General features: G+C 52.3%; 17 protein-coding genes. 6 read left to right on the forward strand and 11 right to left on the reverse strand.

From position 1 onward, the window contains the following. Nucleotides 1-36: 36 nt before the first annotated feature. A complete protein-coding gene (locus tag LKH74_RS05870) occupies nt 37-822 on the reverse strand; it encodes a hypothetical protein (protein ID WP_287788616.1) in 786 nt (261 codons plus the stop codon). Nucleotides 823-948: 126 nt separating this feature from the next. Further along, a complete protein-coding gene (locus LKH74_RS05875; protein WP_135368802.1) occupies nt 949-1491 on the reverse strand; it encodes a MarR family winged helix-turn-helix transcriptional regulator in 543 nt (180 codons plus the stop codon). Between the two features lie 161 nt (nt 1492-1652). Here LKH74_RS05875 and LKH74_RS05880 point away from each other — a divergent pair, with 161 nt between their 5' ends. After that, a complete protein-coding gene (locus tag LKH74_RS05880) occupies nt 1653-1934 on the forward strand; it encodes a hypothetical protein (RefSeq protein ID WP_225428731.1) in 282 nt (93 codons plus the stop codon). A 330-nt stretch (nt 1935-2264) separates the two neighbouring features. Here the strand turns inward: LKH74_RS05880 and LKH74_RS05885 are convergent, their stop codons facing one another. The 3 genes from LKH74_RS05885 to LKH74_RS05895 form a co-directional block, all read right to left on the reverse strand. After that, complete coding sequence (locus LKH74_RS05885; protein WP_287788618.1) at nt 2265-3692, reverse strand: DUF4097 family beta strand repeat-containing protein; 1428 nt, start codon at nt 3690-3692, stop codon at nt 2265-2267. Between the two features lie 3 nt (nt 3693-3695). Then, complete coding sequence (locus tag LKH74_RS05890) at nt 3696-4046, reverse strand: PadR family transcriptional regulator (protein WP_287788619.1); 351 nt, start codon at nt 4044-4046, stop codon at nt 3696-3698. A 1008-nt stretch (nt 4047-5054) separates the two neighbouring features. Next, nucleotides 5055-5447 (reverse strand): cytidine deaminase, encoded by a 393-nt coding sequence (locus LKH74_RS05895; RefSeq protein ID WP_135368805.1) that lies wholly within the window; start codon nt 5445-5447, stop codon nt 5055-5057. Nucleotides 5448-5628: 181 nt separating this feature from the next. On the opposite strand from LKH74_RS05895, the gene lepB reads away from it, so the two are divergent. Continuing rightward, nucleotides 5629-6213, forward strand: coding sequence for a signal peptidase I (gene lepB / locus LKH74_RS05900; RefSeq protein ID WP_287788620.1), 585 nt, complete (start codon nt 5629-5631; stop codon nt 6211-6213). Nucleotides 6214-6270: 57 nt separating this feature from the next. Here lepB and LKH74_RS05905 read toward each other — a convergent pair whose 3' ends face one another. The 6 genes from LKH74_RS05905 to LKH74_RS05930 form a co-directional block, all read right to left on the reverse strand. Beyond that, nucleotides 6271-8073 carry a BspA family leucine-rich repeat surface protein gene (locus LKH74_RS05905; protein ID WP_287788621.1) on the reverse strand — a complete coding sequence of 601 codons (1803 nt, stop codon included), beginning with the start codon at nt 8071-8073 and terminating at the stop codon, nt 6271-6273. 282 nt (nt 8074-8355) lie between these two features. Continuing rightward, entirely contained in the window at nt 8356-10050 is a 1695-nt protein-coding gene (locus tag LKH74_RS05910; RefSeq protein ID WP_135368807.1) for an oleate hydratase, read from the reverse strand. Nucleotides 10051-10440: 390 nt separating this feature from the next. Then, nucleotides 10441-11364: a zinc ribbon domain-containing protein gene (locus tag LKH74_RS05915; protein WP_287788623.1), complete on the reverse strand. Its 924-nt coding sequence runs from the start codon at nt 11362-11364 to the stop codon at nt 10441-10443. A 321-nt stretch (nt 11365-11685) separates the two neighbouring features. Then, nucleotides 11686-12354 carry a PBECR4 domain-containing protein gene (locus LKH74_RS05920; protein WP_287788625.1) on the reverse strand — a complete coding sequence of 223 codons (669 nt, stop codon included), beginning with the start codon at nt 12352-12354 and terminating at the stop codon, nt 11686-11688. 398 nt (nt 12355-12752) lie between these two features. After that, nucleotides 12753-13502 carry a hypothetical protein gene (locus LKH74_RS05925; protein ID WP_287788626.1) on the reverse strand — a complete coding sequence of 250 codons (750 nt, stop codon included), beginning with the start codon at nt 13500-13502 and terminating at the stop codon, nt 12753-12755. 327 nt (nt 13503-13829) lie between these two features. Next, nucleotides 13830-15773, reverse strand: coding sequence for an acyltransferase family protein (locus LKH74_RS05930; protein WP_287788627.1), 1944 nt, complete (start codon nt 15771-15773; stop codon nt 13830-13832). 778 nt (nt 15774-16551) lie between these two features. On the opposite strand from LKH74_RS05930, the gene add reads away from it, so the two are divergent. From add to LKH74_RS05950, 4 genes are all read left to right on the forward strand, one after another. Next, a complete protein-coding gene (gene add / locus LKH74_RS05935) occupies nt 16552-17589 on the forward strand; it encodes an adenosine deaminase (protein ID WP_135368812.1) in 1038 nt (345 codons plus the stop codon). A gap of 632 nt (nt 17590-18221) precedes the next feature. Further along, entirely contained in the window at nt 18222-19046 is an 825-nt protein-coding gene (locus tag LKH74_RS05940) for a site-specific integrase (protein WP_287788629.1), read from the forward strand. A gap of 64 nt (nt 19047-19110) precedes the next feature. Then, nucleotides 19111-19956, forward strand: a complete 846-nt coding sequence (locus LKH74_RS05945; RefSeq protein ID WP_287788630.1) for a polysaccharide deacetylase family protein — start codon at nt 19111-19113, stop codon at nt 19954-19956. Between the two features lie 1039 nt (nt 19957-20995). Beyond that, nucleotides 20996-21532: a L,D-transpeptidase gene (locus LKH74_RS05950; RefSeq protein WP_287788632.1), complete on the forward strand. Its 537-nt coding sequence runs from the start codon at nt 20996-20998 to the stop codon at nt 21530-21532. Nucleotides 21533-21575: the final 43 nt, after the last annotated feature.

The raw sequence follows: 21575 nt of genomic DNA on the forward strand, positions 1-21575 counted from the left end.
TCCCCACACCACCAATTACTGGTAATGGGGAACGGACTATTTATTTGCTTGTAAATCAAATTTCACAGCGCCCCGGCGGCCCACTCGCGTCAACGCGTACTCCCGACTTCCGGCGTGCGCCCCCTGGTAGTAGCCAAAGGTCGCCGCCCCAATCCGTACCGGTTGGTCTGACGTTTGCGTGTAAGGCACCGGCGCAATCTGCGTCGTCGTTCGTCGATAGGCGGCCGCCTGATTGTCACTGCTACTGGCCGCCTGCACAAAGCCCATGGTCGCCACGTGTAGCGTTTCCTGGCGGCCCTTTACCGTCACGACAATTGGCTGGGACCTGGGCTGCTTAAACCTGGTCCGTTGTAGCTGCCTGAGTCGGCGCTGCGCATTGGCAATCACGCGCCGGTCGGTCTTGATCGTCGCGAAGCTCACCACGGTGGCGTCCTGGTTGCGCCGTAAATTTCGCCGTTCCGCGGCCAGTTCCGCGCGCGTCGTCTTGATCAGGGCGCGCCGTTGCTGGGTAAAGTCTTGTTTGGCCCAAGCCGCGCCCCTAGCCTTGACCTGACGGGGCGACAACTTAGCGGCGGTTCCCAACGTCACCGACCGCGGTACCCGAAACGTTAACGTTCGCCCGTGTTGCGTCACCACAATCGCCCGTAATGGCGTCTGCGCGTTCGGTCGCGTCCGACTCCGGGCAAAATACCACACCCGCGGCTGAGCGGCTTGACCGGCCCGCTCAAACGCCACGGCCCGTGACGACCGCTGCTGCCGGCCACAAGCACTTAAGCCCACGGCCGCCAAGACAATCGCCCCCACAATCATACATTTTTTCATGAACGCCTACCCTTTTCCGGCGGCTCAACACCGCAAGTAATTTCACTCATTATACCCGAAATCAGCGCTAGCCGCTGCACAAAAAAACGCCAGCCAGCAGCTAGCGTTCCGTCATACTTGATTCACTTATTCGGCGTGATTGTGACTCCCCCGGCTCCGGTTGGAGTTGCGACGCTTGTCGTGCAAGCTGTCGAACCCAACGAAACCAGCGGCCACGGCCCGTTCGTTGGCGCGGTGGAGCACCTTGATGAAGCGTTCGGCCTCTTCCTTGCCGCCGAAGAATTCCAACCACCGGTGGAACCGGTCGTCAGTGGCTTCGGACAAGTTCCGTTGTACCCGACTGCCGGCCGCGGTCAGCGTAATGTACTTCACCCGCCGGTCGTTAGGGTCAACCTTTTGCATCACGTAGTTTTCCTTCAACAAGACATTGACCTGGCGCGCGATGGCACTCTTGGAGACGCCTTCCAGCTTAGCCAATTCAACCAGGGTCTGGCCGTTCTTACTGCGAGCCACGTTGTCCATGACCATGAAGGCCTCAAAGGTTAAGTTATATTTTTGCGTAGGAATGGAGACAAAGTCACCAATATATTTGAAAATGTGCATGTAGAGATCGTCAAATTCTTTTTTCAATTCTGCTTCAGTTACAGCCTCATTAGTCGATTCTGTCATTATCAGTCCATTACTCCTTCTAGTCCAGCGCCGGGCGCTGTCATTTTCATCCACTCGTGCTTACGTGCCTGAATGGATAACCCTCCGTACATTTTACCATGAAATCAAGTTATCCAGTAATGTTTTAAATTAGCTTTTCAAAACAGAACAGGTGTTCTATAATGAAATTAATCTTAGTCATTAAGGATGTGAGCTTCATGATGCCACGCGTCAGTCATTCAATTAAAAGCCTACTCCAGCGGGCCTACCAAAATAATTTGATTACCACGCTAATATTCAACGACGTTACTTATACCGGAACCGTCGACTTCCTGTCGGCGACGACCGTTTACCTCGGTTTGTCAGCTGGTCGCACCCAGGAGTTACCCCTCGCTGGTGTGCACCGGGTTCAATTACACCAATCGCAGTCTTGGTGGTACCTTTATGACCAGTCGCCACAGTAACTTCTTCTAGTATCGCCTCTCCTCAGCAAAAAATAAACCCTTTTTTGCTAAATTGTTGGTATTTTCTTGACAATATCTTGAAAATGCCTGTGTTGGTTCTGCCGTCTAGCTTTAAGGTCAATCCGCAATTGGTCTTAAAGCCCTTTTAAGTTAGTCCTAGTCTACCTTGATTATAACCCCTCCAGTCGTGCCTGAGTGACCACAGTTTCAGTAAACTGGTAACAATTAGAAAGTTATATAGGATAATTAATTGAATGGACTAAACCAATTGCCGTCCAAAAAGCCTACCACGGTCAATAAAACTGACTATGATAGGCTTTTTATTTTGACTTAGATTAAGCGAATGCTACCGGTGTTGGCTAATACGCCGACATGGACTGTCGGGTTTTCCCCCACTGCGCCGACCTTGTGGTGCTCGTCGTCCAGGGATAATTTGGCCTCTTGCGGCGTCCGTACGCTGGCGTTGCGATTCTTCACGTCAAAGGCGTAAGCCGTCAGTAGTGGCATCTGCAGCGTCGTGCTGCCCCCTTGACTGTCAACTTGCACGTCTGCGGGCAAGGCGTTGAATTGCAAATTCACGCTGCCGTTGTCGGTGTGATACCGCCCGCCGCCACGCAGGTTCTGGCCGCGCAGTGAGCCGTTGGCCGAAGCGGCTTGAACGTCACCGGTCAGGCCGTCCAGCTTGATGGTCCCGTTGTGGTTACGCGCGCTCACGTCGCCCGTGTGGTCGTAGAACCGGATGGCACCGTTGTGAGACTCAACGTGCACGGTCGCCGTGCTTTCCTTTAGGGTCACGCTGCCGTTCTTGCTGTCCACGGCAATGTGGTCGGCCTTGACCTGATCCAGCCGCACCGACCCGTTAGCCGAGCGCAAGGTCAACCGGGCCAGTTGATCATCGAAGGCCCGCATGCTGCCGTTGCTGGCATGAGCATCCACGCTGACGGGCGCACGCAGGTCACTGATCTCTAGGCTGCCGTTGCCGACCTGCACCGTGACCTTTCCCGCCAACTGCGCCGGCAAAAAGATCTCGGCCCGGGCGTGTAATGGCCACAACCGCGGCCGGTCCCCCTGCTTGACCTGGAGCACGTTGCCGTGGCGACTGGCGTGCAGGTAGTAGCGCGCGTTATCGCGACTCATGTACTCGTTGACAACGATCTCGTCGGCGTTGGCCGGTCCCAATTTGACCGCCGCATCCCGATAGTTGATCTCCAAGCGCTCCAGGTCCGTGACCGCAAACGACTGGGTGTTGACCAGCCGCAGGGATTCCACGAAGGTCCGCCGCGGCCGCTCGCCGTTGATTTTGACGTCATCGCCATTGACATCGACCAGGCCGTTCGCCACGGTGACGTGGTCGCCATCCACCTTGACCAACTTGCCGAAATCCACCTTATCGTTTTCGCCGTCGACCAGGACGTGATCGCCCCAGGTGACCTTGTCGTCGTGAATCTTCAGCTTGCCGATTTGGACGTCCGATTGACTGTGATGCTGGTCAGCCGATTGGTCCTCTTGGTCGCCAGTCGTGTCCGCGGTGGTGTCGTCGGCCGCCACTTCCTTGAGCAGCGTGTCGATGTCGCCCAGGTCAGCCATCGCCGCATCAATGGCGGCCTGGGTGTCTTGGCCCTGATTAATTTTATCCGTGACGGCTTCAGTCAAGTCGCCAACCAATTCTTCTTTCAACTCCGTCAGTGCCCGTGAAGGCTGATATTGGCTGAACAGCTGGTCCAGTCGCGTCCGAATTTCCATCGTGATATCGTCCATGAGTTAGTCCCCCTCAGTAATCTTGCCCGTGATCAGGGCGTCAATGATTGGTTTGGCCACTTGCCAAGCCGCGGTGTTGGCCGCCAACAGGTCCTGACCCGCCGCGGTGATGTGATAGTATTTGCGTCGCGACCCCTGGGATTCATCGCCCCAGTAGTCCGTCAGCGCGCCATTTTTCTTCAGCCGGCGAAAGACCGTGTACAACGTGGCCTCATTCAGCTCATAATGCCCGTCGCTCAACGCCTTGACCTGCTTGGCCACCTGATAGCCATAGCTGTCGCCCTGCTGTAAAATGTTCAAAATAATCGTATCCGTATGGCCCCGGATTAAATCTTTGGAAATAACCTCAGCCATGGTGCCACTCCCTTTGCTTTTCGACTGACATTACTGTACCACGTACTACTGTGCGTGTCAAAGTAATTTGTTTGAAATAGTATTTTTTGCTGACAATGTGGATGGGGCTGGCCGCTTCATAGTGGTAACTGGCCGCCTTACCGTTCGCCAAATATGGGTTGGAACGCGGTGGGCGGACGGGGCGAAAATCACGTCTCAGAATGGCTTCATAGCCGAAACGTGCGCCAACAGGCAACTGGTTCCGCTTAACACTGCTAGGCAAATAATCCAAGACCGGGATTATCCGCCTAGCACCGTTAATGCTCGCCAGTTAACCGCCTGTCGGCTCACTCTTTTTAAGCGGCTGAACCCATATTTGGCGAACTCTCGGCTACAGAAGTGCTTACCAATAACACTCGATTTGGCCCTTGGTAGCAATCAATCGGCATCGGCCAAGGATGTGGCACCATCTGGATCAAAAGACTGCTCCTCAGAATGAGCAACTAACCTCAAAGAAATAATTGTCAGAATAACGATGTCCAGACAATCATCACGTTAGTTCTACTTTCGATGTTCAATCATTTAAACCACACCCTAACCGACGGCAGAAAGAATTCACATCATCTGGCGAATCCTCCCGACGCCAGGTGGGGACTAGCTTTTTCGAAGCCGTACCTGAGTCCATAAAAACTTTGGCAGCTACAGCGTGGTCGGCTATCCGCTATTGGTCGCGGACAACCACTTTCATAGCCGTGAGTTTGCTAGAGATGGGTTCAACTGTGGGAGTTCCCTTAGCGACACGGTCCATGGCGCTTAGGGAACTGGCACCTTGGAGACGCGGGTCATCGGCTCCAAGGTGAGGTCCAAGACCGCCCTTTGGCTTGGGCCGGCGCCCTCAGCGTTCCAACTCATCTCTAGCGAACGGTAAGGCGGCCAGTACATACACCGTTGCCCACGACAAAAAGCGGTTAGCCAGATGCGTGCTAACCGCTGAATAGACTAAGTATGTCGTTTAAACCCTATGTGCCGCTATTTTAGCTCCGTAAAGGCGCCGGGGAGAATGCCTTCGACCGTGGTCTCCGTGAAGGCGCCCTTTTGGTTCGTCAGGTAGATCGGCGCATCCGCATCGAAGAACTCGGCGATGACTTGCCGGCAAATGCCACAAGGCGCGATGGGGCCATCGGTGTTCCCGGTAACCAATAAGGCGGTAAAATGTTTTTCGCCCGCAGCGATGCCGGAGAAGATGGCGGTCCGTTCTGCACAGTTGGTGGCACCGTATGACGCGTTTTCGATGTTGCAGCCGCCGTAGATCTTGCCACTGGCACCGACTGCTGCTGCGCCGACGTGGAAGTGTGAGTACGGCGTGTAAGCCTTGTCCAGCATTGCCGTTGCCACCCGCAATAGTTCTTGTTGATCAGCCATGATGATTCCTCCTCTTTATAGTTAAAGGTTTTACGTCTCCTATTGTGACATAATTTCACTGAAAGCGCTACCATTTGCACAAATTTTCTAGCTATTTCTTTAATTTTTAGCCAAACTGGCAAAGTGGTCGGTGGACTGTGCTACACTAACCTCACGTCAACAATCAATTGGGAGCGTACATATGAAAATTTTTCGGAGTATTATGAGCTGGGTCATCCCCGTGCTGGTGGCCGTGATTTTAGTCCTGCTGGTGCGGACCTACCTGTTCGAGGTGGTCAAGGTTTCCGGCGACTCGATGGAACCCAACCTGGTCAACAACGAGCGGATGTTTGCCATCAAGCCGTTGAAACTCAAGCGGCTGAGCGTCATCGTCTTTGATGCGTACGGCGAAGATCCCACGGCGGCCAAGAATACCAACTACGTCAAACGCGTGATTGGCCTGCCGGGCGACAAGGTCGTTAGTAAAAATGGCGTGCTCTACGTCAACCACCACAAAATCAATCAGTCCTTCATCAGCGAGGCTGAACGAACCAGTGGCACCGGCAACTGGTCGCTAAAGAGCCTGTCTAAAGCCGGCAACTGGCACTACCAGGGTAGCCGCGTTCCTCAGGGCCACTACTTCGTGTTAGGCGACCACCGCAGCATTTCCGAAGATGGCCGGGCTTGGGGCTACGTCAACGCCAAGAAGGTCATGGGCGTGGTCAAGGTTCCGTTCTGGCAAGGAACTAAACAACACCGCATCAACGTCAATGATTTGGCCAAATAGCCTTAAAAAGCATCCGGATTCAACCTGCTGTGGCTGAACCTGGATGCTTTTTTGACGCTATTTCATGATCAGTTTCACTTTATTCCCAGTGACAAACGTCCCGTCACGTAAGACCAGTCGCGTGGTTAAGCGGTAGTGGACGAGCTTCTTGACGTGAAGCACTTGACCTGGCTTGTAGGCCTTAACTTGGTGCTTCAACGCTTTATCGCGATAACCATTGACCCTAGCAAGGATTTTGACCGTCTTGGGATTGCTTTGGTAATAGGTATGGGTGGTAAAGGCTGACTTGGCTGTAATGTACCCGGTCTGGCCGTCTCGCTTGGTGCCGTGGTTGACGTCTCGGACGAGGTAACGCTTGACGCCGTTCTTGGACTGAGCCACGCCGATGATCACAAATTGTGGTCGCTTAGTCCGCGATTGCTTAGCGTAGTACGCGATGCGCGTACGTTTACTGAAGTTGGGGGTACGGTAGAGACCCAGCTTTTTGACGGCAGTAACGGCACGATTCTTCTTGGCCACCGGATTGGTCGAGTCAGGTTGTGTCTGGTCGGCTTCTGGCGCTTCGCTGGTCGACTCACTGGCTGAATCCGCGGCTGGCTCAGTCACGGTGTTGCCACCAGTGGTTGGTGTAGCTTTCTTGTACGCCAAAGTTACTTCTTTAGCTTCCGAATCATAGGTCCCGGTTAACGAACCGTCCTTGACCCCAACGTAGTCGTACCCAGAAATACTGTCAGGACTAATAGTGTACTTCGCATCATAGTCACCGGGGACTTGCTTATCGGCTTGGATAGTCTTGCCATCTTGGTCAACGTAGTGGACGGTGACTGGATTGCCTGGCGTTGTTGTCGGCTCCCAAATGTAGGTCTCATTATCCTTTGGTGCTGTTGAGCTATCACTATACATCGTAATCAAACCGTCAGTACTATAGGTGACCTTGTTAGGGTCAATTGAATACTGGTCCTTAATATTCTCCCAATTCCCTGTATATTTAGCTTTATCTTCGGGGAACAAGTAATTGTCAAGGCCTAGTAATCCTGAACCTTTAAGATTATCCTGAGGACTTAAAGTCAGCTGAGTTGTTTTAGTCGTAAGAGAACCAGAAAAGATACCCTTTAGTGGTCCTTCGTGGGCCCAACTACCCAAATTGACACTCTTCAAATAAGCACTACCAAACATTTGATCAAAGTTCCCTACATTATTTACATTCCAATTGGATAAATCTAATGATAAATCTTTAGTTTGATCACCATAGTCATAAAACATGAAGCTCATATCAGTAACCTGATCCGTTTTAAACCCTTCTAACCCTGTCACTTCTTTGACGCCAAGAAACATCCCCTGCATATTCGTGGCCTTGCTCGTATCAAAGTTAGAAACATCCAACACACCTTTGTTATAGCCTCTGAACATGTTCGAAAAGTCTGTTGAACCTGTAGTATCCAAATGACTCAATCCCTTAATCACCGGTTTACCGTTACCGTTACTCAAGAGATTACCAAATAAGTATGAAGCGTTTTCAGGCGCCTTAATTGGACCATCGAGCGAGATGACATCTAACGGAAAACTATTATTGTCTTTGCCCTCAAGTACCTGAATACCATAAAACGACGATTGCGTATCGGTCGCTTCCGGCAACGTCCCACTCTCAAGATGCAAAATGCCATCCGCCGTCAGCTTCCACGTACATCCTTTTAACACGTCAGGACTCTGCGTACTATCATCCAAAACCTTATCACTGGTTGCCGCTTTGGCCGTAATGATTGAACCAGGCCCTGAAAACGTAGCCGTAGTTCCTCCCCCTTGCATACCACCAAGCGCAAGCCCCGCAACAACAGCTATGCCAATCGTACTAACTTTCATGATTAAGCTCCTCCTCGATAAGCTAAATAGTCAGTAGAAAGTTTCGAATACAAACAATTGCTATTTTAAATCGCTTTCTATAACACCAATATCGTAACATAAATAATACGAATATAATCGTTTTAACGACCAACCAATTACCTGAATCTGTCCCCAAACCAAAAAGGAACCCCCTGATCGGCAAGTTCCTTTCAGTATGGGGCGCAAGCAGTGCCCACAGTGTGTTAAGTGATTGGCAGTCGCAAGGAAGACGCCCACTTAAACTGCTGCACCCCGCAATATTTAGCTAAACATCTTCTTGGTGGCTTTCAGCAAGGTCTTCGGGTCCTTGTCGTACCGCGGCGTATCGACTAAGTTATCCATCGAAATGCCCGTGAAGTGGTAAGCGGCAATTTCACCCGAACGAACCGCACTTTGTTCCGTGAAGATCATTTGGTAAGGTTGTTCTGCGAATTCACCCGTGAAGGCCAAGTTGGTCGAGTGCGCAGGAATCACCTCTGGCCGGTCCGTCTTGGCGCGGTTGTTGAACAGGGCTGAGGCGTAAGGCATGTAAACCGGAATGTTATTGACGATGCTGTCCATGATTTCGGTTTCCTTACTCTTGATGTTCACCGGACCAGGGTCGACCTTGGACAATTGGCCAATCAATTCTTGGGCCATTTCCTTCCCGGTCATCTTGATGTATTGCTTGTGGACGAATTCACCCGTCCGCCGTGGGTACAGGAAGTAGCCCCAAATAACGGATTCGTTTGGCTTTTGCGTGGTAAAGTGAGGTTGGTGGTGCACCACGATGGACATGTTGACGTCCTTTTGACCCAGCGGCGTGATTGGCGTCGTGGACAGGAAGGAGTTCAGCGCGTTGCCGGGAACTTGGGTCGTGATCCGGGTGATCTCATTCAACAGCAGGTGGTTCTTCGTGGTCAGAGTGAAGCTGACCCATTCGGAATTCTTGCGGTCGTTGAAGAACTTATCCGGCGTCCCCAGGTTGTAGAAGTGCTCCGTGGCCTTCTTCCACAGCGCGGCACTGATGCCGTATTCCATATTTTCTGGTGCTGGCGTGTCGTAATCGCCCATCGTTGCGGAGTCCGTGATCGACCCGTTGGTGAAGATGACTGCGGTGTCGTCGTCAATGTCAACCAAATCTTCCGTGTCCGTTTCCAGGTTCTTGACGTGCAGCCCCGTGACCGTGATTTCATCTTGGAGCGGGCTGTCCGCAAATTCCCAATCCGTCACGATGCGGTTGTCGATAAAGGTGACCCCTTGATCCTTCAGGTAGTTGATCAACGGCAACATGATACTTTCAAATTGGTTGTACCGCGTCCGGTTGACCCCAACCAGGTGCTCGATTTGCGTGAATTCGTAAATCATTTGGTGCATGTAGCGCCGTAATTCTTGAACGGAACTTTCAATCCGGAAGGCGAAAGTCGTTTCCCACATGTACCAGAAGTTGGTTTGGAACATGTGCGGGTCGTCCTTGAAATATTCGGCGATGGTAATGTTATCTAGCTTGGTTTCTTCTTCATCAGGCATCAGGACTAACTTGGACAGTAAGACCCGGTCCTTGTTATTCAGTCCCAACTTGCCGCCGTCGATGATACCCTTGCCGCCTTGTAACAGCCGCGCCTTGTCATAGGTCCGGTGGTGGGCGTCAAAATCATGGGTATCTTCGGCTGCCGTCATCCCCTCTTCAGTCGCAGAAGGAATCCGGTCTAACAAGTCCATCAAATCAACGTAAGTCCGGTAATTCAACATCCGGCCGCCCCGAGCCACGTAGCCCGTGCGATTAGCCAATGGGTGCGCCTTGTTCCAGTATTCATCACTGAATTCGCTGGTCGTGCCCCCATCGTTAGCACCGTGCATGTCGACCCCATAGAAGGTAATCTGCTTACCGTTCCAATGGGCTTCTTGAATCAGGTAAACCGCTGCGGCCATATTGGCTAAACCCGCACCGATCATTACTGCTTTTGTTTTGACCATCAAAAACACCTCCGTAGATTCATGTGCCTTTTACGCTTCCATTATGCTTGCTTTGTCATGCATTGTAAAGCGTTTACTTTTAAAATTAGCTATTTCTAAGAAACGCTAGGAAACCTTAATCTGGCGGCAATTACAACAGGTCGTGTTGCATCATTTTGGCCCAAATTGGGTAGTCCACTCGTTGGCCTCACTGGGTAAAATTGGGGGTAGCCACTGCATGAATCTTAGGATAGCATACTAAAGCGGTCACCTCACGCGATTTGCATTATAAATACTGTTATACCGGGGCTGAGGCGGTGCTTTCAGGCAAAATGTGGCTCTTCCATCTAGAAACGAAAAGAAGCTTGCGAAATCCAAAACTGATTTCGCAAGCTTCTTTGATTAGCAAGTCTACATCGCCAATCCCAGCATGCCCGCAATCGTGGCCGCCAGGGTCAAGATAATGATGATACCGATAAATGAGATCACAAAGCCGGCGATGGCTAAGCCCCGTGGTTTCCGGAATAATCCAATGAATGAGAACAGGGCACCTAAGAACCAGACCACCCAATCCACAAATGGCACAATGGAAGTAAACAGTGAGATCAGGGCCAAGATAAAGCCAGCCGTCCCCAAACCGTTGCTCTGTTGCTGGCTCTGTTGGATGTAAACGGTATTTCCAGTCCCCTGGCCAACGGGTTGTGCGGTCGCTTCCACATTGGGTTGCGCAGCTGGCTTCGCACTCGGTTGCGCGGTTGCTTGTCCCGCCACCGCAGCTTGGGTGTTGGTACTGGCTTGTTGCATCTGCGGTTGAGGAGCCACCGGTGAAGCCGCAGCCGTCGCCTTGGTTTCTGGTTTGACCGGTTGTGATTTTGCCTTGTCATTAGCGGCCTTAGCCGTCTGCTTGGCCGTGTGCCGTAATTTTTGTTCAAACCCAGTTGCCTCACTGCCACGCGTCCAAGCGATGCTGTATAGCCCAGCTAAAACCGCAATTAAGGCAATGACGCCCAACCAGATGTTGTAGAACATTGCCCGGGTCACCAGCGTAAAGATCAACAGTGCGGCAACAATAATAATTGCAGTTACCCAGTTATTTGCCACCCAATTGACCATCGCGTCTAAACGTTCTGTAAAGCCACCATTACCGGCCGTGCTCCCTGCTGACTGTGCTGATTGCGGCGTTGATTGTGGCGTTTGATCCGTCTCAGTCGTCACGTGCGTCGTGTTATCTTGGTTCGCCGATTCGTCCGTTAGCTGGTACCCACACTTGGGGCAAAACTTAATCCCCGCTGTTAACTTAGCCCCGCAGTGCGGACAAAAATTTGCATTTTTCATAGTTTTCCTTCTTCCATTTTTCCGGTCTCAATAATTCTACCCTAAAACAATACTATCATAGCATAACCATTACGTATTGCGTTAGTTGATTCCTATTTTTTAGTAGCGCTGCTGCCGATATTAGCAACCTAACGGCAATTACAACAGGCCATGTTGTTTTTAAAACTTGGGCATCCACTCATTGGTAGCACCAGACCACGATCGCTGAAATTGGTGGCCGTCAACGATATGGTTCTTAGGATAGCACACTGCGGCAATCACCACACGCGATTTGTCTTATAAATGCTGTTATACCGGGGATGACGTTACTTTTGACCGTTTTTAGTCAAATAACGCTTTTAATTCATTAGCTGCATATTTAAAGCCACTAACCTGACATAAAATTTTGGGGTTGTCGTTGGAGATTCTATCGTTAATATTGTATTCGGCTATAGCTTTAACTATTCCTGGGTTACTGTTAGGCTTCTGAAAGTGGTATTTAGTATGCTTACACGAACGTGGCGTTTCATACTTTGTGCAGCCTCTTTGATAGGCAATTGCAACTGGATTGTGTGTCGATTCGGCCAAATGATCATACACCAACTTGTTCCAAGTGCTCTCTTCATAGCTTCTACAATCGGTGGTCAGCGTCTTGCTGAAATACTTCATCGCTAGAATCTTAGCCTTGGCCCAATCTTTCTCCAATCTAATATCAGGCAGACTTAAAGACATATTTTCTAGATGATTCCAGAACGTATTAGCACCTTGCTTGTACTGAATACCAAATAGATGTTGCAAATTATTTTTGTGAATGACAATGAACATATGAGACATGGACGTCTTTAAATTCTTGTGGTAGCCTTTGGGCTTGACTTGGTAAAAATAACAAAACTTTTTGTGCAACATGTGATCTCTGACAAAGAACAGGGTATTTTGCATATCTTCCAAGTTGTCGAGCAAGAATCTATGCTTCCTTGCATTAAATACTATCCAATCCTGTTGATTGTTCATAATTTCCCCCATGCCAAATCATTCATTATCCAATTTTTAGTGATAAAAAAAGATGAGCTACAAGGCTCACCTTCTTGCCAACTTTTTAACGTCCTCGATAGACGCCTCCATTAAGAGGATTCCAAAAGTGCTATCCTTAACCAATAGCTTATCTACCCGAATTTGCATGTGACTCAAATGTCACACTGGGCTGTCAGCGCCGCCCAAAACTTCTTTCTAACAAAAATATATCAGGGTAAAGGTCAGCTGTCAATCAAAACACCCTTATAAATACTGTTATACCAAGGCTGAGGCGGTGCCTACCAGTCGCCATCGTTCACCCCATCCAAAAGAAAAAGTCTGGGGCAAACCGTCCCAGACTCCTGTGTCTCAAATTCAAATGACGTCAACACCTAAACCTAGTCAGCCGCCATAAACTTGCCAGCGGTTAAGGTAGACGCCTTAACCCAACCTTGCTTGCTGATGTAGAGGTATTTCACGTTCTTCTTGTTTTGCTTGATGGTCATTTGCTTGGTTGCCGTGAAGGTCTTGCTTTCAGGTAAGACACCCTTCTTGGTCAGCGTCACCTTGGCCCGGTCTGCGGCAAACTTGCCGGTAAAGACGGCTGGTTGCGTCCCTTTGAAGTGATAAACAGCCTTCTTGATCTTCTTGGCGTTGACCAGCGTGTAGGTCTTGCTGGTGATCTTGTCGGCAGCTTTCTTCACGACCTTTTTGCCATCAGCGGCCATGAATTTACCCGCGGTTAATTTGGACAAAACGACCCAGCCTTTGACCTTGCCATTCGCCGTCTTGACGTAGGCGTAGGTGACTTTCTTAGCTTTGGTCGTCTTAGTTGCCTTGGCTTTGACAACAATCTTCTTGGTGGCGTAGTAAGTCTTTTGCCCGGCCAGCGTGCCCTTCTTGGTCAACGTGACCTTAGGTTGATCAGCTGCAAAGGCGCCGCTATACAATGCTGGTTTGCCACTCTTCACGTGGTAAGCAGCCTTCTTCATCTTTTGGCTGCTGAGCAACAGCAACGTGGTCTTCTTGGTGGCTACCTTAGCTGCCGCAAAGGCGGTTGTTTCTGCTTGGGCTGGCGCGATAGCCCCTAACCCCAAAGGTAATACCATCGCTGCAGCCGCCGCAATCATTGCTACTTTTTTCATCATAGTCGTTTTCCCCCTGTAAGTGATCTAGTGAACTCATCTCTGAATTCAGTCAGTATCATAGCACGTCCACGCGAAAACGGTCGCAAAAGATTCCAGAATTACCGCAAAAAGCCTAAAAAAATTGGCCGGAGCGGTAAACTAACCCAACTAACTGCTACAGCGCCAAATAGGTGCCCAGCTAGATAATTATACGGCACACGTTTCGGCCATGAAGCCACTTTGCCAGAAAAAAACGAGCCTGGGGCAAAACCTCCCAGGCTCGTTCGCATTACCTTTACTTAGCTGAAACGTGCGTCAAAAGGCAGCCAGTTCCGCTCTCGTTTTCATCTAATGTTTGTGTGTCTGCTGATAAATGCCCTTGGCAATCAACGACGTGTAGTAGCGGTTCCCGTGATTGTTCGGGTGCACGTGGTCGCTGACGAACCAGCTGGTGTGGTCCTTGGCCTCTGCGTACCAGTCGATGACGTGGACGTTCTTGTATTTGTCCGCGGTCTTGGCGATACGGCTGTTGACCGAATTTTGCCACTCTCTGGTTGGCACGTGGGCCGTGACCCAGAAGATCTGACGGTCCGGACCGATGGCGTGGACGATTTGGTCCGCCTGATCCGGCGTCACGTAGCCGTTAGTCCCGATGTTGACCAAGACGTTCTTCGCTAGCTGGCCGCGTTGACTCAGACTATTTAAGATGCCCGGCACCGCGTCAGCTTGCCGCCCGACTGCTCCGTCGACGATGGCGCCCGGAAAGACCTTCTGCAGGTCGCCCGAGTCATCGAGCAAGACGGAATCCCCGACCGCCGTCAGTGGCGTTTGTTGACTGGTCAACAACTCATCGGCCGTCAAGAAGTAGTACTTGGCCGTCTTTTGGTTGGCCGCCGACATTTTAGAAAACGCCACGGCCTTATCGTGTTTGGCCTTCGAGGCCTGCTTGGCCAACGCCTTTTGTTTCCTCACCGCCGCAGCGTTTTTCTTCTTGGTGGCAGCCTGACGCGCGGTAATCGTCTGCTGTAAGGCGGTTGGCTTGGCGGCAGCGGGTTGTTGCATGAAGCCCACGGCCGTCAACCCGAATAGCAGCGCCGCCACGACGCCCAAACTGTTAGCTAGCCGGTGTGCACCGGGTTGTTGCAAATAGCTGCGCACGTCGTTGGTCAGTTGGCCGTAATGGTAATGCCGCATCGGATTTTCGATCCAGCGGTAACTCAGCTCCGTGACCAGCATGATCAGGGCCACCTCCACCAAGGAGTTAAACAGCGGGTGATTGCCAATGTTGATGCGTGATTCATAGAAGATCATCACGGGAAACTGGTACAGGTAAATGCCATAGCTGCGTTGTCCCACGTAACTGAAGACGGGATTCGTCAGCACCCGGTTCAAATCACTGCCGGGATGGGCCACGGTACCGACCAAGATGCCGGACAAGACCGTGAACCAAAACATCCCGCCGCGATACGTGCTGGCGGCCTGGCCGTTCATGGTAAAGAACATGTAAATCAGCAACAGTAAGGACACGCCCCCGGCAATGTCTAGACTCAAGCGGTGCGCCGGCGTGACGTTGGCATTGAGCTTATGTGCCGGCCAGAGAAAGGCCATGGCGGTCCCCACCAGAATCGCAAACATCCGCGTATCCGTCCCGTAGTAGACCCGGTTGGTATTGGCCGGGTCATACAGCACGGCCATCAGAATGGCGGAGAAAATGGCGACCCCCATGAGGATGGCCGCGGCCCGGGCGCGTTTACGCAAGAACCACAACAGCGCCAGCACCACTAGTGGCCAGACCAGGTAGAACTGCCCTTCGATGGACAGCGACCAGAGGTGGGTAAACGGCGACTCGCCGCTGAACCGGTCGAAGTACGACTGGCCGTGTTTGATTTCAAACCAATTGTAGCCGTAGATCATGTTGGTCAAAACGGTCCCGCGAATGTTGGCCAACAGATTTCGCTGAAAGAGCGTGATGTAGGCGGTCGTACCCAATAACATCGTGACCAGCGCCGGGTACAGTCGTTTCAAGCGGCGACCATAAAAGCCCAAAATATTGATACTGTGGGTGCTATCCCACTCCTGAATCAGCAGGTAGGTGATCAGATACCCCGAGACCACGAAGAAAATCGGGACCCCGAGATAGCCCCCCTGCAACGTCGAAGGCGCCAAATGGTAAATAATGACCCCCAAAACGGCCAAAGTCCGAATTCCATCGAATCCGGTTATGTATCGCCGTTTGCCCGCGCGCTGGGCGCGAATAAATTCTCGCGAGACCCGCGTGTAAGATTGATCCATGTTCATTGCTCCTTCTCTTAAAAAAACCAGTAACTGTCAGACTGGCTATACTCCCCCAACTGGTGGTACGCCAAGTGATTCGGTTGCCTTAATTATCTAGACTATTGATATGTGAAACGGTAATTCACTTGTGAATCGTCACATGTTGACGGCGAACACCGGTCCAATGCCCGGTCCGCCCGTTGTTTTGATTAAACTAATCATATAATGTTTACCCGGCCGAAACAATGATTTTAAGCGAATTTCACAAAATGTAAAATTTGACATCTGGGCCACTCCGCCGCGCGAGTCAGTTGCGGGCAACTTAGTCCGCAATCCCCCACTAAAAGCGGCAAACTTGAGGCGCGTTAACGACCGGCTAAGCCTACATGTTAGCACGATTTTGGCAAAAACGCACCCCCTAATTGTTCCACGGGGGCTCGTTTTTTTCGCTGAACCATTGAGCCTGGGACAAAACTTCCCAGCCCCGTCGCTTTCACCTTTACATAGCTGAAACGTGCGCCAAAAGGCAGCCGGTTCCGCTTAAGGCTGATCACCAAACAATCCAAGACCAGGATTATTTGGTGATCAGCCTTAATGCTCGCCGGCTAATCGCCTTTTGTCCCACTCTCGGTTTTTCCAGTGGGAACGGCCCACTTGGTTAGGTCAGCGACCCAACTCACCTTTTCCCGGCTCAAGACAGCAGAAAATTCTCCAGCCACGGTCAAATTTCTCCTGAGAATTAAGCGCTTACATGTTATACTGAAAGGAACTTAACCATTGAAGGAGGAGTTCCGTGATGTCCCACGTTAAACCTTTTACTCAAGAAAATGTGCAACACTATCCCAAGGTCGAGCTCCACTGCCACTTGGATGGCTCGCTGTCCCGCGATGCGCTGCGGCAAATGGCGGCGGTCACGGGGGCTGAGCTTCCCGCCAGTGACGCTGAGCTACACGACCTGACCAGCGCACCGCTGGAAACCGAAAGTCTGATCCAATACCTCAAACGGTTCCAAGTCGTGACCGACCTGATGCAAACGCCCGAACAGCTCCGCATCGCCGGCCGTGACATGGTGGCCACCGCGGCCAAAGACGGCCTGATCTATTTGGAAGCCCGCTTTGCGCCCCAGATCTCGACCGCGCAGGGGCTGTCGGTCAAGGAAGTCATTGCCGCGTTGCTCGACGGCTTGCACGCTGGGACTCGGGAATTCGGCGTCCCCGTCAACGCCATTGTCTGCGCCATGCGGGACCGCCCGTTAGACGAATGCATTAACGTCTTCCAAACGGCGGCCGAATTTGCCGACCAAGGCGTCGTGGGCCTGGACTTTGCTGGTGACGAATACAATCACCCGGCCATCGACCTGGCCCCCGCGGTCAAGGCCGGCCTGGCAACCGGTCTGCCCTTTACCCTGCACGCTGGCGAGGCCGGCCCCGTCGACAACGTGGCGGTCTCCTTGACGATGGGAGCTAAACGCATCGGCCACGGCGTACACATGAGCGGCTTCCCGGCCACCATCGCCCAGGCCAAACGCGCCGGCGCCACGATTGAAATGTGCCCGACCAGCAACGTCCAGACCAAGGCCGTGGACGGCTACGCGAACTTCCCACTGGCTGAATTTCTGAGCGCCGGGTTGAAGGTCACCTTGAACACCGACGACCGCACCGTGTCCGACGTGACGCTGACTAGCGAGATCATGAAGATGCATGATCAATTCGGACTGGATTGGTCGCTGTTGAAGAAGCTGACGCTCAACGCCATTGACGGCGCCTTTATTCCGGAGGCGCAAAAGGCCCAGCTCCGCGCCAAAGTCCAAGCGGCGGAAACCGTGACGGCTTAGGATTGACTAAACCCATTGCCTCCGCCAGTGTCCCGGACATTCCGCCTGCTATGGGGAACACCTCCAGCCTGAGAAACGGTCTTCCGGTTCGCTTGAGAGCCTGGCACAACCCGCCAGTCTCCCAAGTCGTCCCACGCAGTAACCTGGCCCAAAACGCCAGCTAACTGCGTCGACACAGCTGGCTCCATGCCCGGGCCACTGCCTCCGGCGCATGTGGCTTTCGTCAATCACAAAGCGTCGACCCGCTTCCCACCGTAGAATTGACTATCTCACACATTATTTTACCTTTAAAGTAATTGTGTCCGGAAGCACAACACCTCTAGATGCTCGCCTCTAGCGAACTCTCGGCTTCGATGGTGGAGGCCAGCGACTGTTGGGTTAGTCGTCAGTTTCCACTGGCTTCTGATTTTCAGCCCAATCACTGATACTAATATGTTATCAGGGAATAGGCACTAGACAGCCGAACCAAACAAAATTCCAAAACCAAGCGGATCTGGGAAGTTTATCCAGGTCCGTTTTTGTTGTCCGTTCATCCCATTTCATCCCCCACTTGACGAACGGCAGACCAACAACTACCGAATCCCCCGTGCTATACTATGGTTAAAGTAATTTTTAGAAAGCGAGGTGCTTCGATGTCGTTAGACTATCCCTACCAAGACGCGTTCAACCGACAGTTGGCCGAACGGGCCATGGCCGATGCTACGCGCGCTGAGTACACTGCGACGCTGAAGGATTTCTTCCATTATCTGGAGAACTTCAACCCGACCTACCAGCGCGAACACCGGGTCAATCAGCTGCAGACGCAAGACGTTGAGCAGTATCTGGCCATGTTGGTCGATTCCCGGCAGATTCAAAACCAGACCTACAACAAGGTCCTGTCGCATTTGAACGTCTATTTCAAATTCTTGTTCTCCCACAACTGGACGCCCTACCTGCCGACGCTGGACCTGAAAAGCAAACCCAAGGAAGCGGCACAATCGGTAAACTATCGCTGGGTGGACCGCCTCGATGACCTGCTGGCCGACCGGCGGCTACACGTTTACACGCGGCTGACCCTGTTGCTGGTGGCCCAGGGCTATCCAGTCCAAAGCTTTCTCAAACCGGGGGTCACGGCGCAACTCGACCCGTCCGCTTGGCCCGCCAGCGCGCAGACCTTTTTGCAGGAGTTCCACGCCTTCATTTTGCCGCTGCAGCAGCGGTTCCAATGTGACGACTGGTTTCTGAAGCAGCGAGCCGCCGCGGATCCCCATTTGACACTGCCGGGGCTGCACAAGTATTTGCGCCCCGATGAGGCCATCACCGGCTTTGCGCTCAGCCCGACCGTCCTCTACCAAGGTTACTTAGTTAACTATCTGCGGCGCCACCCCCAAGAAACCGATCGGGAAGTGGTTTCCGCGCTGCACCTGCCCCCGGATTCCATCGACTATTACCGCCGTTTAAGCCAGCGGGCTGACTAATTTATGGCTTTTTCGTTTAACCCCCTTATACTATAAGTAAGACTAGTCTTTTGGGGGAATCATCATGAAACGAAAATGGGGATTATTGGCGGGCTGCCTCGCCTTGGTCGCACTGATCATCGGGGCTGTCGTCTGGACACAATCGCGCCATACCAACGTGCGCACGGCACCGGCGACGCACAATCGCCTGACCAAACAGGACGTCACGGCCACCGAAGTCAAGGTCAAGCCATGGGTCAAACTCAAGCACCCACTCCAGCTGCCCATCTTGATGTACCACAGCATCTCGACCGGCAACCAGCTGCGCGTGCCCCAGCAACAGGCCGTCGCCGAACTGAATTATTTGAAACGCCACCACTACCAAACGTTGACCACCACCCAGGCCATCCGCGCGCTGACCACCAACACGGTCCCGCAAAAGAAGGTCGTCTGGGTCACCTTGGACGACGCCTACACCGACAACCAGAAGCTCTTGCCGACGCTCAAGCGCAACCACCAGCACGTCACCATCAATGTCATCACAGGCTTCACACACAAGTCTGACCACCTGTCATTGGCCCAAATGCAGGCCCTTAAGGCCACGGGCCGCGTCGACTTTGCCAGCCACACGGTCCAGCATTTGGACTTAAACGCCCTGACCGCCGCCCAGCAAAAACAGGAACTGGTCGCCTCCAAGCAATGGCTGGACCAGCACCTGCATCAGAACACGCTACTATTGTGCTACCCGGCCGGCCGCGCCAATCGCACGACACACCGGCTGGCCAAGCAGGCGGGCTACCGAGTCGCGCTGACCACCACAGAAGGCGTCGCCCAGCTGTCCCAGGGGCGCTACAACCTCTCGCGGCTGCGCATCACCCCGGGCATGAACCTGACGACCTTCGCTGACTTGATTCGGGTGACGAATTCGTGAATTGAGAGCGGAGTCCGGCTATCAGTTGAAGGTTGACCCTAAAATTAACGCGCTGATTGCTGCGATGACGGTATTCTGAAGATTGGTGAAACCAGGCGCCTGCGTCAGGCTAGGGTGGGGCCTGCTCTGGGGAACGACTCCAGCCTGAGGGGCGGTCTTCCGCCTCGCTTGAAAGCCTGGCAAAACCGGCCAGTCTCTCAAGTCGTCCCGCGCTGTAACCTGGCAAACAACGCCAGGTAACACCGCCGACACAGCTGGCTCCACCCTGGCTGCCTCCGGCAAGGTAACGATTATCAGTAACACTGCGTTAATGAAAGGCCTTGTCGTCAATGCAGCTATTATCTGAGGTTAAGACGACTGTTACTGACAAGCACACCGTAGCCGAGAGTTCGCCAAATATGGGGTCAGCCACTGAAAAGAGTGTGCCAACAGGCGGTTAACTGCCTAGCAGTGTTAAGTGGAACCAGTTGCCTGTTGGCGCACGTTTCGGCTACTTAACCGGGAACCCACCTCCATTATTAATGTAAGCGTACCCATTGCGATAAGACTGGCTTCGGCGTACAATGAAGGTAAAGTTAAAGCATTCACAAGGAGGTCAGCCTTATGGGGAGCGTCGCAACATTAATTACCTGGTCAGCGATGATTGTTTTGATTGGTGCGGAAATTGTACGGGGAATCTTTATGTTTAAAGGCTAATTTAGATCATTAACGATTGCGAGAGTGGGCCAAAAGGCGATTAGCCGGCGAGCATTAAGGCTGCTAACCGAATAATCCCGGACTTGGATTATTTGGTTAGCAGTTTTAAGCGGAACTGGCTGCCTTTTGGCGCACGTTTCAGCTATATAGAAGTGACGCGAACGAGCCTGGGAGGTTTTATCCCAGGCTCGCCTTTTTGCTGCAGCATTTTCCAGTGGCCGCGGTGCGCATCCCCGACGTGCCAAGTTGCCCGTGAATTTCATCACCACAATAGTTTCGCCTGTTGACAGGCTTATCGCCAACTTATAGAATAATGAGTGTATTCTACAAGGAGGAATTCACTGTGAAACGTCTAAAACTAATCTTAACCACGCTACTCGCCGTCGTCAGCCTGGTGGGTGGGGCCGTGGTTGCTACGACGACCGCCAATGCCAAGGCGAAAACGCCAACTTGGAAACAGCCATCGGAGACCAAGGCTTACCCGAATTTAAAGAAACATAAGCACGCTTACATCAAGGTGTCCATCGCCAAACAACGCGTCTACATCAGAACCAGCAAGCACAAGACGCTCTACACCATGGTCTGCTCGACCGGGAAGAAGTCATCCCCTACACCGACCGGGACTTACCACATCCAAAACCGGGGGACGCATTTTTACAACGCCGGCTCTAAGGAAGGCGCCAACTACTGGACGTCCTTCAAGTACTGGGGCACCTACCTGTTCCACTCCGTGCCCGTCAATGCCCACGGCAAGTACATCGTCAGCGAGGCCCACAAGTTGGGCAAACGCGCCAGTCACGGCTGCGTGCGCTTATCCGTCGCCGATGCTCACTGGATCTACAGCCACGTGCCGGCGGGAATGAAAGTTGTGATTCACTAAGATTAGCTATAGCGCGTTTCCATCGAGTGGTGGGGACGCGTTT

It is taken from the genome of Levilactobacillus sp. (genome assembly GCF_022646225.1).
Classification (GTDB): Bacteria; Bacillota; Bacilli; order Lactobacillales; family Lactobacillaceae; genus Levilactobacillus; species Levilactobacillus suantsaiihabitans.

Excerpts from the sequence above, each read along its gene's own strand:
- LKH74_RS05905 (WP_287788621.1), bottom strand. The coding sequence starts at position 8,073 with ATGAAAGTTAGTACGATTGGCATAGCTGTTGTTGCGGGGCTTGCGCTT.
- LKH74_RS05930 (WP_287788627.1), bottom strand. The coding sequence starts at position 15,773 with ATGGATCAATCTTACACGCGGGTCTCGCGAGAATTTATTCGCGCCCAG.
- LKH74_RS05875 (WP_135368802.1), bottom strand. The coding sequence starts at position 1,491 with ATGACAGAATCGACTAATGAGGCTGTAACTGAAGCAGAATTGAAAAAA.
- LKH74_RS05880 (WP_225428731.1), top strand. The coding sequence starts at position 1,653 with ATGAAATTAATCTTAGTCATTAAGGATGTGAGCTTCATGATGCCACGC.
- LKH74_RS05870 (WP_287788616.1), bottom strand. The coding sequence starts at position 822 with ATGAAAAAATGTATGATTGTGGGGGCGATTGTCTTGGCGGCCGTGGGC.
- LKH74_RS05925 (WP_287788626.1), bottom strand. The coding sequence starts at position 13,502 with ATGATGAAAAAAGTAGCAATGATTGCGGCGGCTGCAGCGATGGTATTA.
- add (WP_135368812.1), top strand. The coding sequence starts at position 16,552 with ATGTCCCACGTTAAACCTTTTACTCAAGAAAATGTGCAACACTATCCC.
- LKH74_RS05910 (WP_135368807.1), bottom strand. The coding sequence starts at position 10,050 with ATGGTCAAAACAAAAGCAGTAATGATCGGTGCGGGTTTAGCCAATATG.
- lepB (WP_287788620.1), top strand. The coding sequence starts at position 5,629 with ATGAAAATTTTTCGGAGTATTATGAGCTGGGTCATCCCCGTGCTGGTG.
- LKH74_RS05920 (WP_287788625.1), bottom strand. The coding sequence starts at position 12,354 with ATGAACAATCAACAGGATTGGATAGTATTTAATGCAAGGAAGCATAGA.
- LKH74_RS05895 (WP_135368805.1), bottom strand. The coding sequence starts at position 5,447 with ATGGCTGATCAACAAGAACTATTGCGGGTGGCAACGGCAATGCTGGAC.
- LKH74_RS05945 (WP_287788630.1), top strand. The coding sequence starts at position 19,111 with ATGAAACGAAAATGGGGATTATTGGCGGGCTGCCTCGCCTTGGTCGCA.
- LKH74_RS05890 (WP_287788619.1), bottom strand. The coding sequence starts at position 4,046 with ATGGCTGAGGTTATTTCCAAAGATTTAATCCGGGGCCATACGGATACG.
- LKH74_RS05885 (WP_287788618.1), bottom strand. The coding sequence starts at position 3,692 with ATGGACGATATCACGATGGAAATTCGGACGCGACTGGACCAGCTGTTC.
- LKH74_RS05940 (WP_287788629.1), top strand. The coding sequence starts at position 18,222 with ATGTCGTTAGACTATCCCTACCAAGACGCGTTCAACCGACAGTTGGCC.
- LKH74_RS05915 (WP_287788623.1), bottom strand. The coding sequence starts at position 11,364 with ATGAAAAATGCAAATTTTTGTCCGCACTGCGGGGCTAAGTTAACAGCG.